The 15277-nt window shown below is 30.6% G+C and carries 13 protein-coding genes, 1 tRNA gene, 1 rRNA gene and 1 riboswitch; of the genes, 1 reads left to right on the forward strand and 14 read right to left on the reverse strand.

What is annotated here, in order from left to right:
• Window positions 1-14 precede the first annotated feature (14 nt).
• A complete protein-coding gene (locus L1S47_RS04155; RefSeq protein ID WP_238882238.1) occupies window positions 15-1832 on the reverse strand; it encodes an LTA synthase family protein in 1818 nt (605 codons plus the stop codon).
• A 197-nt stretch (window positions 1833-2029) separates the two neighbouring features.
• Between L1S47_RS04155 and L1S47_RS04160 the strand changes: the two genes are divergently transcribed.
• Complete coding sequence (locus L1S47_RS04160; protein ID WP_238882239.1) at window positions 2030-2626, forward strand: DUF2628 domain-containing protein; 597 nt, start codon at window positions 2030-2032, stop codon at window positions 2624-2626.
• A gap of 49 nt (window positions 2627-2675) precedes the next feature.
• Here L1S47_RS04160 and L1S47_RS04165 read toward each other — a convergent pair whose 3' ends face one another.
• The 13 genes from L1S47_RS04165 to rrf form a co-directional block, all read right to left on the reverse strand.
• Window positions 2676-3398: an amino acid ABC transporter ATP-binding protein gene (locus L1S47_RS04165; RefSeq protein WP_202765593.1), complete on the reverse strand. Its 723-nt coding sequence runs from the start codon at window positions 3396-3398 to the stop codon at window positions 2676-2678.
• Complete coding sequence (locus L1S47_RS04170; RefSeq protein WP_202765592.1) at window positions 3385-4050, reverse strand: amino acid ABC transporter permease; 666 nt, start codon at window positions 4048-4050, stop codon at window positions 3385-3387. The genes L1S47_RS04165 and L1S47_RS04170 overlap by 14 nt, the downstream gene beginning before the upstream one ends.
• Window positions 4051-4163: 113 nt before the next feature.
• Window positions 4164-4967, reverse strand: coding sequence for a transporter substrate-binding domain-containing protein (locus tag L1S47_RS04175; protein WP_238882240.1), 804 nt, complete (start codon window positions 4965-4967; stop codon window positions 4164-4166).
• A 205-nt stretch (window positions 4968-5172) separates the two neighbouring features.
• Window positions 5173-7281: a UvrD-helicase domain-containing protein gene (locus L1S47_RS04180; RefSeq protein ID WP_238882241.1), complete on the reverse strand. Its 2109-nt coding sequence runs from the start codon at window positions 7279-7281 to the stop codon at window positions 5173-5175.
• A gap of 72 nt (window positions 7282-7353) precedes the next feature.
• The gene (ftsH, locus tag L1S47_RS04185) at window positions 7354-9348 is read right to left on the reverse strand and encodes an ATP-dependent zinc metalloprotease FtsH (RefSeq protein WP_202765589.1); all 1995 of its coding nucleotides are present in this window, start codon (window positions 9346-9348) and stop codon (window positions 7354-7356) included.
• Window positions 9349-9380: 32 nt separating this feature from the next.
• The gene (gene lepB, locus L1S47_RS04190) at window positions 9381-9935 is read right to left on the reverse strand and encodes a signal peptidase I (RefSeq protein ID WP_202765588.1); all 555 of its coding nucleotides are present in this window, start codon (window positions 9933-9935) and stop codon (window positions 9381-9383) included.
• Window positions 9935-10150 (reverse strand): DUF3006 domain-containing protein, encoded by a 216-nt coding sequence (locus tag L1S47_RS04195; RefSeq protein ID WP_238882242.1) that lies wholly within the window; start codon window positions 10148-10150, stop codon window positions 9935-9937. Before L1S47_RS04195 ends, lepB begins: the two co-directional genes overlap by 1 nt.
• Before the next feature lie 352 nt (window positions 10151-10502).
• Entirely contained in the window at window positions 10503-11795 is a 1293-nt protein-coding gene (lysA, locus tag L1S47_RS04200) for a diaminopimelate decarboxylase (RefSeq protein WP_238882243.1), read from the reverse strand.
• A 317-nt stretch (window positions 11796-12112) separates the two neighbouring features.
• Window positions 12113-12279, reverse strand: a riboswitch (Lysine riboswitch).
• 67 nt (window positions 12280-12346) lie between these two features.
• Window positions 12347-13021: a hydrolase gene (locus L1S47_RS04205; RefSeq protein ID WP_238882244.1), complete on the reverse strand. Its 675-nt coding sequence runs from the start codon at window positions 13019-13021 to the stop codon at window positions 12347-12349.
• 191 nt (window positions 13022-13212) lie between these two features.
• Complete coding sequence (locus L1S47_RS04210) at window positions 13213-13707, reverse strand: NAD(+) diphosphatase (RefSeq protein ID WP_202765584.1); 495 nt, start codon at window positions 13705-13707, stop codon at window positions 13213-13215.
• Window positions 13708-13728: 21 nt separating this feature from the next.
• On the reverse strand, window positions 13729-14424 hold the full coding sequence (gene sfsA, locus L1S47_RS04215) for a DNA/RNA nuclease SfsA (protein WP_238882245.1): 696 nt from the start codon (window positions 14422-14424) through the stop codon (window positions 13729-13731).
• A 215-nt stretch (window positions 14425-14639) separates the two neighbouring features.
• Window positions 14640-14714: transfer RNA gene (locus L1S47_RS04220), tRNA-Glu, on the reverse strand.
• Window positions 14715-14873: 159 nt separating this feature from the next.
• Window positions 14874-14990 (reverse strand): 5S ribosomal RNA (gene rrf / locus L1S47_RS04225).
• Window positions 14991-15277: the final 287 nt, after the last annotated feature.

The raw sequence follows: 15277 nt of genomic DNA on the forward strand, positions 1-15277 counted from the left end.
CTACTTAATTCTTTTTATTTCTTTGCAAAATAATTTCCTAAAACAACTTTATTAGCCACATCTAAAGTTTCTTTTAAATGTTCTTCCTCCTTAGCATCCTTTGGAGTTCCTATTATTTCACCTGAGTTTAAAACAGTTGCGTCTCTATTTGTATTCACTAGTACTCTTCCCATTGAGGTTGATCCAAATTCCTTTCTATCAACTCCAAGAAGATATGATATAGTAGGAAGAATATCAACTCCTCCTCCATTTACTTTAAACTCTTCTCCATTAATACTTGGATTATATATAATGTACGGTATTTTCATATCATTTGGTTGCCACCAGTTACCTTCAAATTTCACATCTTTAAGTTGATCTGGATAGAACTTATGAACTCCAGTATGGTCGCCGTATATCATAATAACAGAATTCTTTAACACACCTTCAGAATCAAGTTTCTTAATAAAGTTCCCTATAGCCTCATCAGTATATCTAACACTTTGGAAATATGAACCCAATATAGTTTTATCAAATTCTTCTGGAAGTTTTAAAAGTTTTTTATTATCTGGTATATCAAAAGGTCCGTGACTAGTTAATGTTACCATATAACCATAAAATGGCTGTTTTAATGCGGTTAACTTATCAGCTACTTGATTTAAATAGGATTGGTCTGATAATCCTAATCCAATAACCTCATCTACATTATAACTTGTGATATCCAATGTTTTGTCAAACTTAAGGCTTCCTTGATGCACTGGAGCCCAGTTCCAATTACCAGCTACCTCTGGATGAGTAGATAAGGAATTATACCCTTTATCTTTTAACAACTCTGCTAAGGTTGTATATTCACGTTGAGGATATCTAAAGAAGGTTGCCCCTTCTCTTATTGGGAATACAGAAGTATTTATCATAAAATCTGCATCTGAACTTGTACCACTATTATTTTGTTCATGTACACCTGAGAAATATAGTGAATTAGACAATAATCTATTTAAATTTGGTGTTATTTCTTGTCCATACGCTTTTTGTCCTATTACAAAGTTCTCAAGAGATTCTACTTGAATTGCAATAAGATTTTTTCCTTGAAGCATACCTTTATATTTATTATCGGGTAAACTTTCATTATTATATTCAAACCAATTAGCTATTTTAGTTTTATCACTATCACTTAATTTTTCAGTCCTATTCAAAACTAAGTATTCATATATATCATAAGCATGATATCCTAAAGGACTCATATTAGACATACTCTGAAAAGGTGCCCAGCAAGTTCTAAATAACATCTTTTCTCCCTTAGTTTTATCTGCTACATCAATTGCATAGTGAGCATAACTAGTATATCCTACTCCTAGTAAGAAAATAATAATAAATGCTATTATACTTCTACTTACTTCATATGTCTTTTTAAATACGTTTGTTTTAATAATAAGAATTATTGAAATAAAAATATCTATAACAAATATTAAGTCAACTGGTTTAAAATTAAACAAGTTTTTATGAAGTGGATTAAATGTACTTGTATATAATATATTGCTTATAGATAAAAATGTTCCATTACTTCTGTAGTACCATATATCGGCAATAAAAAATATTGATATTAAGGTATTTATGGTCAGATTATATCCTATCTTCCCTTTACCTTTAAATAAATAAGAAAAACTAACTACTATGAGTGGAAAAACTAAATGTGCTAATATATCTGGTTTTCCAAAATACATTAACTTAAAATCAATAGATGCTGATCCATTAGTTCTAATCATCGCTAGATATATATCACTTTTTATAACTAAAAGTATATAGGTTATAATGGCAACTATATCTATATATTTAATAAATTTTCTATTATTCATAATCTACCTCCAGCTAAGCATTCAAATGCTATTATACACTAATAAATATAAAAATATAATGGTTATAATTATTAATAATTTGTAATAATTCTTTATTTTTGATATATTTATGTATAAGGTCGTTAAATTAGTAATATATTCAATGCTTAATTATAAATAGGCATTATAATAAAAACATATTTTTAAGGAGGCTATATATGATTTGTCCTAAATGTGGTAGAGAGTATGAAAATTCTACTGAATGTCCTTATTGTGCTTCAGAAATGAACACTAGCAATTATTCTAATAATTCTTATTACGCTTCATCTGAGGTAACAACTGAAGATTTAGAAAACTATGTTGGATTAAAGAAAGCTGATTATTTCTTAACAAAATGGTCAGATATGGATGCAACAGCATCAAAAATATCTTGGAACTGGCCTGCATTTTTTATCAACTGGGTATGGCTACTTTATAGAAAAATGTATGCATTTGGTTTTGCAGTTTTAGGCTTTAATATCATTTCAAGAATGTTTATTAAGAGCTCAGGATTTAGTTTTATTTTAAGTGTTGTAGAAATGGTTGCTGGAGGTTTATTAGGTAATTGGATCTATAAGTACTCTGCTGAAAAGAAAATAAAGGAAATCAAGAGATTGTCCAACGATGAAGAAGTTGCAAGAAGACGTATTTCCATGGCTGGTGGCGTAAATATCGCTGTCCCAATAATTTTCGGAGTGCTTTATGGCCTTGTTATTATATTCCTTGTGCTTTTAGCTGTAGCAGCATTTTCAGCAAGATCAACCTATAATTTCTAAAATATATTTATACAAAAAATAAGAGATGGTTCAAACCATCTCTTATTTTTTATAATACTTTTGATAAGAAGTCCTTTGTTCTTGGATGTGTAGGATTTCCAAATATCTCTTCTGGAGTTCCTTGTTCAACTACATTTCCTCCATCCATAAATAGAATCCTATCTCCTACTTCTCTTGCAAATCCCATTTCATGTGTAACTACTATCATAGTCATACCTTCTGAAGCTAGTGACTTCATAACAGCCAATACCTCTCCAACCATTTCAGGGTCAAGTGCTGAAGTTGGTTCATCAAATAGCATCACATCTGGTTCCATTGCTAATGCTCTTGCAATAGCTATTCTTTGCTTCTGTCCGCCTGATAAACTACTTGGATATGCACTTGCTTTGTCTTCTAAGCCTACTTTTTTAAGTAATTCCATTGCTTTTGCAATTGCTTTTTCTTTGCTCCATCCTTTAACCTTAATAGGAGATAATGTTATATTATCTAATACTGTTTTATGAGGAAAGAGATTAAAGCTTTGAAAAACCATACCCATTTTTTCTCTTATCTTATTTATATCAGCTTTTTTATCTGTGATATTTTGTCCTTCAAAAATAATTTCCCCTTTAGTAGGTACCTCTAGAAGGTTAAGACATCTTAAGAATGTAGATTTGCCTGAACCTGAAGGTCCAATAACAACTACAACCTCTTGTTTTTCTATATGCTCATTTATTCCTTTAAGCACTTCATTTTTACCAAAATACTTATGAAGATCATTAACGTGAATCACTTGCTTTTAACCTCCTTTCAACCACACCCATAATTCTAGTTAGAATAAAGGTTATTACAAAGTAAATAGCTGCTGCTACTATCAAAGGTTCTAATCCTAAGAAAGATGCTGCTCTTACTGTACCAGAGTTATACATAAGTTCTGCAACACCAATTACAGAAACCATAGATGACTCTTTTATAATTGAAATAAATTCATTTCCTAATGCCGGAAGGATATTTTTAAACGCTTGAGGGATTATGATTTCCTTCATAGCTAAACCATGCTTCATTCCTAAACTTCTTGCTGCTTCCATTTGTCCTTTATCGACAGCTTGTATACCTGCTCTGATTATCTCTGCTACATATGCAGCAGAATTTAATGATAGTGCAATAATACCTGTAGCCATATCTGGCAAATCTCTTCCAATAAGTAGAGGTAATCCTATGTATATTATCCAAATTTGAATTAAAAGAGGAGTTCCTCTAACAAATTCAATATAAGCTATTGAAAATGCCTTTAGTATCTTAACTTTTGAAAGCTTCATCATACTTAAGAACAATCCAAGGATTGTACCTATAATAACTGCAAATAAAGCCAAAATGATTGTGTTCTTAGTTCCTACTACAAAATAATTACTGTATTTTGACAGAAAATCAAAATGTAATGTCAAATCTCTTCCCTCCAATTAAATCAATTAAGGATTTTCAAAAAAATATTGAATAAATTCATCAATTTATCCAACATTTTTTGAAAATCCATAGATCACTATTTTTATTAAAAGTTCTATTCTCCAGCTAATGCATTTGCATCATCAAAGAATTTCTTTAGCTTACCTTCTTTTTCTAATCTATCTAGAGTCTTGTTTATAGCTGCTTGAAGATCAGTATCTCCCTTAGCCATAGCAATTGCATATCCTCCAACTTGATCCTTAATTACAGCTGATGATAAAGCTAAATCAGGATTTTTAGCAACATATGCTTCAGCAACTGGTTGTTCTAATAACACACCATCAATCTTACCACTCTTTAAGTTCATGATTACATCACCAGTCTTACCTAAAGAATTTAATTCTGGATTAGTTATCTTTTCTTTAACTGTATCTTCTTGAACAGTTCCTTTTTGTACTCCTATTTTCTTTCCATTGAAATCTTCTGGTTTAGTATACTTATCCTTATTATCTGCCTTTACTACAAATACATTATCAGTTTTATAATATAGGTTTGAAAAATCTGCATTTTGCTTTCTTTCTTCTTTTGGAGTCATACCTGATAATATCATATCGAATTTTTTACCTTGTAAAGCTGGTAATAATCCATCAAAATCCATCTCTTTTATCTCAAGCTTTACTCCTAAGTCCTTTGCAACTTCTTGTGCAATACTTACATCCATACCAACTACATTACCTTGAGTATCTTTAAACTCAAAAGGTGGAAAATCTGGTGATGTTCCCATAACTATTTTCCCGCTATCTTTAATTTTTTGCAAAGTTGTTTTTGATTCTTCTTTCTTACCACATGCCATTAATCCTAATGCCATTACACTTACTAACGATAATGCCATTACCTTTTTTAACATTCCTTTTTTCATAATAAATAACCCCCTTAGTATAATTATATATCCATCAAAAATAATATCATTTTTAGTATAGGAATAATTATACACCACTATTTTATATTTATGCAATACTTTTATAATATTTTCGTATAAAAATTAAAATTTATCTTACTTTCACCTTTTTAAGCTTAAAACTTTCTTTTGACGAATGTAAATTATGCATAAAAATATGCATAATTTACCTTTTTTCAATTTTTATACTACTCAATCTATGGAGGGCTCTTGTACTCATAATATACTTTATTAAGTTCTCTTTATTATTATCTTCATCTTCGTCTAATATTATTACTCCATCAAATTCTAATCCTTTAGCAAAATATGAAGGTATTAGAACTATTCCCCCATTATAGATAACTTCTTCTCTGTCAAATACAACATTACTTACTTCTTCTTTAATTAAGTTCCCCAATTCTTTTAATCCATTAATGTCTTTTTTTATAACTGCAATACTTCCCAAGCCTTCTTGTTGCATCTCTTTTATTACTTTTATTATTAGATTTAGAAGATCTTCATTGTTACAAGTATATTCCCTAACTGCATCTCCTGATCTAACTAACGGGATTATCTTTTCTTCTTGAAGATATTTATTAGCATACTCCATAATTTCCTTTGTAGAACGGTAACTCTTATTAAGTTTAAATTCATGAATATTTTCATCAAAAATATCACTTAAATTAAGCATAGCAGGTTTTTCATCAAGCTTCACTAGTCGTTGATTGGAATCTCCTAGTATTGTAAAGCTATTACATCCTATATATTCTTTTATAGCCATAAATTGAATCTTAGAATAATCTTGTGCTTCATCAATAACTATATGTTTTATATCTCCTTTATATTTAGCTCCCCAAAGTTTTACCATTAGATATAGTATAGGTGCTAAATCTAAGTGAGTTAGTCTTCTATATTCATTTATTCTATTATATAATTCAATTGGCTTTTCACAGTTTATAAATTCATCTAATGCTTTTCTTGAATTAATAACTTCCCTAACAATTTCTCTTATTTTTATTCTTCTGCTAAACTCTAAATTTAATTCCTCTAAAGCTAACTGTTCTGATGTTAAAGTCTTCTTATATTCTTCAACTTCCTTATTTAATTTCCAAACTCTTTCATCTCTTTTATTTTTAATTTTTGAAATAATTACTCGTTTAATTTTTTCATTTCTTTTAAATAAAGGCATATACTTATAATCTTCAATAAATAGTTTTTCTATTTCTTCTTTTGAGTAAACAACTTCACCATAGTAGCAAACATCTTCTAATTTAAAATAGTCATGTTCACAGTTAGCTATAAAATCCTCTATAAACTTAGTAAATTTATTGGAATTCTTATATCTTACTTCATTTAAAAACTCTTCTTCACCAGAATATATTTTTTCAATATATTCTTGAAACTCCATTACTTCTATATCCTTAAGCTCATTTAGTGCAAAATTAACAAAAGTATCTTGCTTAACACCAACTTCACCTAGACTAGGTAACACTTGAGAAATATACTCCATAAATATAGAATTAGGTCCTAAAATAAGTACTCTACCTTCCAATGCTTTTCTATAGTTATACAACAAATATGCAACTCTATGTAGTGCTATCGTGGTCTTACCACTTCCAGCAACACCATCTACAATCATATTTATTTCTCTACTCATTCTAATGATATCATCTTGCTCTTGTTGAATTGTCATTATGATATCTCTTAATTTTTCAGAAGAATTTTCACTTAAAACCTTTTGAAGTATATCATCCTTAACATCTATTTCTGAATCGAATATTCCTTCCAAAGCTCCTTTTTTAACAATTATTTGTCTTCTCCCAAGTATTTCTGTTTCAATTTCTCCCATTGGAGCCTTATATTTTGCTTTTCCTAAAGTTCCATGATAAAACAAAGAAGCTATTGGAGCTCTCCAGTCTATTACAACTGGTTCTAGATTATCTTCATTAGTTACTCCGAATCTTCCTATATAAAGACTTTCAGGATACTGCTCTTTATCTTCAACAAACGTCACTCTTCCGAAATAAGGTGATTCCTTTAATATGGTCATTTCTTTTAATCTTCTATCTATTGTTTTAAAAGCTTCTTCCTTCGCATATCTTTCATGATCAAAAAATTCAATTACCGCATCCTCGTCATCTTTATATTCATCTATAAAATTCTTTCTGTATTCTAATATATATTCTGTAATTGCTTTTCTTTTTGCTAGTGCTTTTAAAATTTCATTATTCAATATTTCTAAAGTTTCACTTAACTTTTTTTTCTCAACTATAAATTCAACGTCTTTATTATCCATGTAAAAGCGTCATCCTCCCTATGATGTAAAAAAGTTTCCCTAGGGAAACTATTTTACTCAAATAAACTTTTATTATTCTAGTGATATATTTTCTATCTTCTCTTCTATTCTTTGATTATTATTTTCATCAGTGGTATCTTCTGTAACTTTTTCATTATTTATGCTTAAATCTTCTTCTTTGCTTTTAGCATAAATAGCTTTTCTTGCTTCTTCTCTACTTTCTCTCTCTTTATCTTTTTCTTCTTTTAGGGCTTTAAGCTCTGGATACTTTTCAAATACCATTTCTAAGAACTCATCCCCCATTAAGGTTTCTTTGTCCAATAGTGTATTTGATATCTTAGTTAAAAGATCCCTATTTTCATCTAAAAGCTTTATAGCTTTCTTATGACAATCTTTAATAATATTTAATGTTTCTTCATCAACTCTTGTTAATGTTTGTTCTGAGCAGTTGGCTGCGTTTCTTCCATCTAAATATCTATTTCTTACAGTTTCTAAAGCCATCATATCAAAGGTCTCAGTCATTCCATAAAGCGCAACCATACTTCTTGCTGATTGTGTTGCTCTTTCAATATCATTTGACGCACCAGTTGAAATTAAGTTAAATTCTACTTCTTCAGCTGCTCTTCCTCCAAGCATAACTGTAATTTGATCCAATAATTCATCCTTTGATACCAAGTACTTTTCTTCCTCAGGAAGTTGCATAGTATATCCTAAAGCTCCCATAGTTCTTGGCACTATAGTTATTTTATGCACAGGATCAGTATTCTTTAATAATGCTGCAACTAATGCATGCCCAACTTCGTGGAAAGCAACTATTTTCTTTTCACGAGGTGATAAGATTCTATCCTTCTTCTCTTTTCCTGCTATAATTACTTCTACTGCTTCTTCTAAATCTTCTTGAATAACCTCAGTTCTCTTATGTTTAACAGCCCTTAAAGCAGCCTCATTTACTATGTTTGCCAAGTCTGCTCCTACAGCTCCAGGAGTTCCTTTTGCTATAGACTCTAAGTTAACTTCTGAATCTAATTTTACATCTTTAGCATGTACCTTTAAAATTTCTTGTCTACCAATTAAATCTGGCCTATCTACAATTACTCTTCTATCAAATCTTCCTGGTCTAAGCAATGCTTTATCCAGTATTTCCGGTCTATTTGTAGCTGCTAAAATAACAACCCCTTTTGAAGAATCAAATCCATCCATCTCTGCAAGTAGTTGATTTAGCGTTTGTTCTCTTTCATCATTTCCACTTATATTTCCTTCTCTGCTCTTACCAATTGCATCTACTTCATCTATAAACACTATACAAGGAGCTTTTTCTTCTGCTTGTCTAAAAAGATCTCTAACTCTTGAAGCTCCCATTCCCACAAACATTTCAACAAAATCTGATCCTGATAAAGAAAAGAATGGTACTTTAGCTTCCCCAGCAACAGCTTTTGCAAGTAGTGTCTTACCTGTACCAGGAGGCCCTACTAATAGAGCTCCTTTAGGTAGTTTTGCCCCAATTTCAGTATATCTTTCAGGTTTATGTAAGAAATCCACAATTTCTTTTAAGGATTCTTTTGCTTCTTCTTGTCCTGCCACATTATCGAAGGTTATTCCTGTTTGATCCTCTGCATATAGTTTGGCAGTATTTTTACCAAAGGACATTACTCCTCCACCCATTTTCTTATCCATCTTACCAAACATCAATCTTCCTACGAAGATCACAAATACCATTGGTAAGATCCAAGAAAGAAGAAGTTCCATAACTGGGAAACTATCTGGTTTTTTTCCACCATATTTTACACCTGCATCATCTAATTCCTTCACTAATGATGGATCATTAAGATTTACAGTATATATACTTTTTCCGTAATCTTTATTTTCCTTAATAGGATATATGTTTATTACATTAGTATCAATTACGACTTCTTCAATCTGCTTATCTTTTAGCATAGTCTTGAATTCGTTATATTTTAACTGTTTAGTCATGAAAAGTGACTTAGAATAATTGAATGTAACTAATATAGATATTGCTATTAATCCATATATAAGTAAATATTTTAACTTCTTATTATCTTTAAACATAAATGTTCTTCACCCCATTTTTCTCTAGTTAGTTATTTCACAAAACCGAATCTATTAAATGGATAAACTCTTAATTGAGCTTTACCTTTTATATCTTTGCCATCTATAAATGGATTGTTCCAATATCTTGCATCTTCTGAATTTGCTCTATTATCTCCCAAAAAGAAGAACTTTCCTTTAGGAACTTGAAACTCTCCGTCGTATGAAGATGGATATTTTACATAGTCCTCATTTATTTTTTCATCATTAATATATACCTCTCCACCCTTTATTTTTACATTATCTCCAGGGATTCCGATTAGCCTTTTTATAAGTGTATCTCCTAGTTCACTAGAATAAAATACAATTATATCACCATGTTTTAGATTTTCGGGTTTATATACTCTAGTTACAAATAACTGATCATTTACTTGCAATGTTGGTTTCATTGACTCCGAAGGTATATATATCTTAAATAGTAAAAACTTATTTATTATTACTGTTGCAATAATAGCCAATACTATTGGAAATATCCAATCATATATAAATCTTTTAAAACCACTTATACTTTTTTGTTCAACTTCTGAGTTGTTAGTATTATCCTCCATTATTCCTCCCATATTCCGTCTGCTAATTTATTTATTTCTTCTTCTCTCTGCTTTGTTAATATCTCATCAACAACGTAAGTTTCATTCTTACTAATTATAACTTTTCCACTTGCAACTTCCCCAAGGATTAAAGAAATATCAATATCTTTAAGTTCTCCTGCATCATTTTCGCAAACAGCAAAGTCTCCTTCAATTCTATCAATTATATATTTCAAAATATTCTCCTTCTATAAAGATATTATTAAATAGTATATCATATTTGTATTATTTATTTTAACCTTAATAAAATAAAAAATCTATAAAGAATTTATAAAATTTAACCTAACTAGTCAATATAAAAAAATCGTCAAGGCGATTATGAGCCGTCGATTTTTTTATCGCATCTGCCTTTCCAAACGCATGTGAGGAAAATTTGGCAGGCGACTAATTCTATTTTTTACTCTTTAGTGAGTCTTTAGATTGTACTTCAAGCATATAATTTTATCCACAAATTAAAAATATTATAAATTCCTAAAGAGTAAAAAAATAAATAAGATTCAGCTATAAAATAACTGAATCCTATTTGTATTATATTTCATTTCTTAATATATCTTCATAACTTTCTCTTTTACAAATAACTCTAGCCTTACCTTCACTAACCATAATAACAGCAGGTCTAGGAATCTTATTATAGTTGTTTGCCATAGAATAACCATATGCTCCAGTAGAAAATACTGCCAATATATCTCCACTTTCAACTTTGGGTATTGATATATCATTAATAAGTATATCTCCTGACTCACAACACTTACCTGCGATGGTTACCTCTTCATATTGTTCTTCCCCTAATCTGTTTACAACTAAACAATTATATTCAGCTCTATATAATGCAGGTCTTATATTGTCAGTCATACCCCCATCTACTGAAACATACTTTCTTACTTCTGGAATATCTTTAATTGAACCTATAGTATATAAAGTTGTACCAGCATTTGCTATTATTGATCGTCCTGGTTCAATAGATAAAGTTGGTATCTCCATTCCAAGTTTCTTGCATACAACTTCTGCCTTATCAAGTATTGCTTTACAATACTCCTTGGTTTCTCTAGGTTCATCTCCCTCATTATAATAAACTCCGAATCCTCCACCTAAATCTAATTCAGGTATTTTAATTCCTAGTTCTTTTTGAACCTTAAATAATAAGTTCAACATTATTTCTGTTGCATCTTCATATGGTTCTATTTCAAATATTTGAGATCCAATATGACAATGAAGCCCACTTAATTCAATGTTTTTGTAAGATGATGCTGCTTTAATAGCTTCAAAAATCAGATCTCCAACTGGAGCAAATCCAAATTTTGAGTCTATTTGGCCAGTTTTTATATATTCATGGGTATGCGCTTCTATTCCTGGGGTTATTCTTAGATATATCTTCTGAACAACTCCATATTCTTTAGCAATAGAATCTAATATCTCTAGTTCATATAAATTATCTACTACAAATCTTCCAACTCCATTACTTATACCCATTTTAATCTCATCTATAGTTTTATTGTTTCCATGAAAATAAATTTTTTCAGCAGGATATTCAGCCTTAAGTGCAGTAAATAATTCTCCTCCAGATACTACATCTAGATATAAGCCTTCATCTCTAATTATTCTACACATTTCTAGTGTTAAAAAGGCTTTCCCAGCATAAGCAACCCTATTTCCGCCCTCTGAACACTGAAAGCTTTTATAGTAATCTCTACAATTATTTCTTACTAGCTCCTCATCAACTACATAAACAGGTGTTCCATATTCTTTAGCTAAAATACTAGCTTCAACTCCTCCAATATAAAGCTGATTGTTCTCAATTTGTGCTGTACCAAATAATTTCATCTTTATTCCCCCTTGTTTATTTGCCCCATAAAAAAATCGTCAAGGCGATTATGAGCCGTCGATTTTTTTCTCGCATCTGCCTTTCCAAACGCATGTGAGGAAAACTTGGCAGGCGACTAATTCTATTTTTATTCTTTAGGGAAGTCTGGTAAATCCTTAGATTATAATTCAAACTCATAATGTTATCCACAACCTAAAAATATTATAGATTCCTAAAGAAAAATAAAAGTCACAGAAAAATCTGTGACGGGTAGAGTTCTTTTGTATAGGATATTGCAATTATTACAATAAAAACATCATAATTAATTGCAATTAGCCTACCTTGTAGCTCTCCACTTATAGTGACAATCATGAATATGTTCTATTCATGACCAGAGATAACTTCTGCCGTTGCTATCTCTTCGGCTATTTCTCCTTTCCTTAAAGATCATCACTTGCCAGTTCCTTTTAAGTACTAATAGTAAATAGCTCCTCTACCCTAGGTATATATTATATTGTATTCAACTTGATGTTAATATGATAACATACTCTTTTTAGTTGTCAATAAAAAATTAAGAATTCCTATATCTATCCATTAAACTACTCATTATATCTGCTCCAAGAGGTGGTGTATATGTTATTGCATTTGCCCCAGCTTTTATTGTTTCTTCAACACTTTCTTCTGTTGGTCCTCCTGTTGCAATTACTGGGAACTCAGGAAACTGACTTCTAATTTTTCTTACAATTGCAGCAGTATCCTTACCACCTGAAACATTTAATATAGTTGCACCTGATTCTATTCTCTCTTCTATGTTTTCATTCTCAGATACAATAGTTACTATAATAGGTATATCAATAGTTTTTCTTATCTTACTTATAATCTCATTTGATGTTGGAGCATTTAATACGACTCCCATAGCTCCCTTAAATTCAGCATCTAATGCTAGGTTAATAACCCTTTTTCCTTGAGTTATACCTCCACCAACTCCACAAAATACAGGTACATCTGCTGCCATAACTAGAGCCTCAGTAATTACAGGTTGAGGTGTAAATGGGTACACTGCAATAATAGCATCTGCATTTGTATTTCTTATTATTGCTACATCTGTGGTAAATAATAATGATTTTATTCTCTTGCCAAATATCTTAATTCCACTACAATTTCTAATAACTTGAGGCACCTCAATAACATGATTCCTTAAGGTTCCCTTAATCTCAGGTACAAACTTAGACTCTTTTTGTGACATACAATTACCTCCATGAAAAATTATTCTAAATATATTATAATACTAAAAATTTCAGTATAAAATATATTCACATTATCTTAAATAATTTGTAATATTTATCTTAATATGAAATATGAAACAAAAAAAGAGTTCCTAACTTATTCAAGATACTCTTTTCAACCTACAAACACTAATATAAATGTAAATTAATATTAATAATTATATTTTTCTAGTATTTTTTTTACTACTTTTTTTCCTATAGCATCTTCTTCCATCTGTTCCAATGCCTTTTCTAAAGGTATCCATTCTAAGGCTTCAACCTCAGATGATTTATTTATATCTCCACTCTTATATTTTGCCATAAAAGTCAACATTAATAGTTCTTTGCCATATACAAAATCACTACCTAAGTATTCTATATTCTCTATCTGTATCCCTGTTTCTTCCATGACTTCTCTTGCTACTGTTTGCTCTACAGTTTCATCTACTCCAACATATCCAGATACAAGCACTTTAGAATTTTTATATATATAACTTTGCTTCAATAATAAAATCTCTTTTTCCTTAATAACTGCTATTACTGCACAAGGCTTTGGTAAATCAAAAAACAACGTATCATCGTGCTCGCAGAATGGTACTGCCCCTTCATCCCAACTATCTTTTAGTTCTAATTCTCTTCCACATAATGGACAATACTTAAACTTCATTCTACCCACTCCCCAAACAACCTATAAATTTACTTCAATTTCCTTTAATATTTCAATTGATTTTTCTGTCACCTTACAAGAATATGCATAAATATCAACGCCATTTTTTTTTGCAAATTTTACTGCTTCTCCAAACTTAGGATCCATAATATAGTTTGGTGTAAAGCTCAGTACCTCTTCCATTTGAATCAAAAACATTATTCCTGCTCCGTAACCATTTTTTTTCGCTTCTATTAATTCTAAAACATGTTTAGTTCCTCGCTCAGTCGGTGCATCTGGAAATGATGCTTTTTCATTGAATTCAAGAGTAACTCCCTTTACTTCTAAATAATATACTTCACCTAAAGAATTTGTCAATCTAAAGTCAAACCTACTACTTCCATAGAACTTTTCGCTTTCTATAATCTCATAATCATTCAACTCTTTAATCATTCTTTTTTGTAAAGCCTCTTTCACTACCTTATTAGGTATTTGTGAATCTATATTTATTAATTTACTTTCATCTTTATAAGCCGCAATTAAATCATACTTTGTCTTTCTACTTGGGTTTAGTTCTTCACGTAAAATAATTTTAGTATTAGGCTTTAATATTTCTCTGCATCTCCCAGTATTAGGAACATGTACTACTATCTCTTCTCCATTTAGTATTACTTTAGCATTAAATCTATTCGGCCTTTCTACAAATACTCCCACTTCAATATTATTGTTGAATTTCATATTATCACCTTGATTTCATTTTGTGAATGTCTTTCATCTGTTCTTATTTTATAGCTTTCTTGTTTTTTTATCCACAGTTATGTTTAATTAATTAACAGATTATTAGTATTTCCTTGTTGATTATTTAATTGTTATACAAGTTTATAATATTATACTCATGCTTAAAATTTCTAAAGAGTAAAAAAACTTCATATGCTATATGCACATGAAGTCTTTGGTGACCCCTAGGGGAATCGAACCCCTGTTACCACCGTGAGAGGGTGGTGTCTTGACCGCTTGACCAAGGGGCCATATTTTATTTTAATAATAACGAAAAAGATTTAATTGGCGATTCCGCTTCGCCACTGGATAATTTTTAACGCAAAACAAGTTTTGCTAAATTATCCGTTAAATGCATAACATGCATTTAACCTCTCCCACACAGTCTTTTAAATAACAAAAAAAGATTCTATTGGCGATTCCCTACTCTCCCACACAGTCTCCCGTGCAGTACCATCGGCATCTCAAAGCTTAACCGTCCTGTTCGAAATGGGAAGGGGTGTTACCTTTGTATCATCATCACCAATTTTACTTCTAAATTTGCTATATCCTTCGCATTGCGTTGTCGTCTTCATCGCTTTGGTGCTCACGTAACTTGAAGTACGTTCCGCTCCGCGCTCTTTGACTCCTAGCACTGCTCGAATCTATCAAATTTATTGTGAATTTACTCTTATGTGAATAAATCCTTTCGTGAATTAACTCTTATGGAATTAATTATTTGTTGAAAAAACTTTATGTTCTTTCAAAATTGCACACAATATCCAGTTGTTTTTATTTGGTCAAGCCCTCGATCTATTAGTATGAGTCAGCTAAA

The sequence above is a fragment of the Clostridium sp. YIM B02551 genome (assembly GCF_022324735.1).
Lineage (GTDB): Bacteria > Bacillota > Clostridia > Clostridiales > Clostridiaceae > Clostridium_T > Clostridium_T paridis.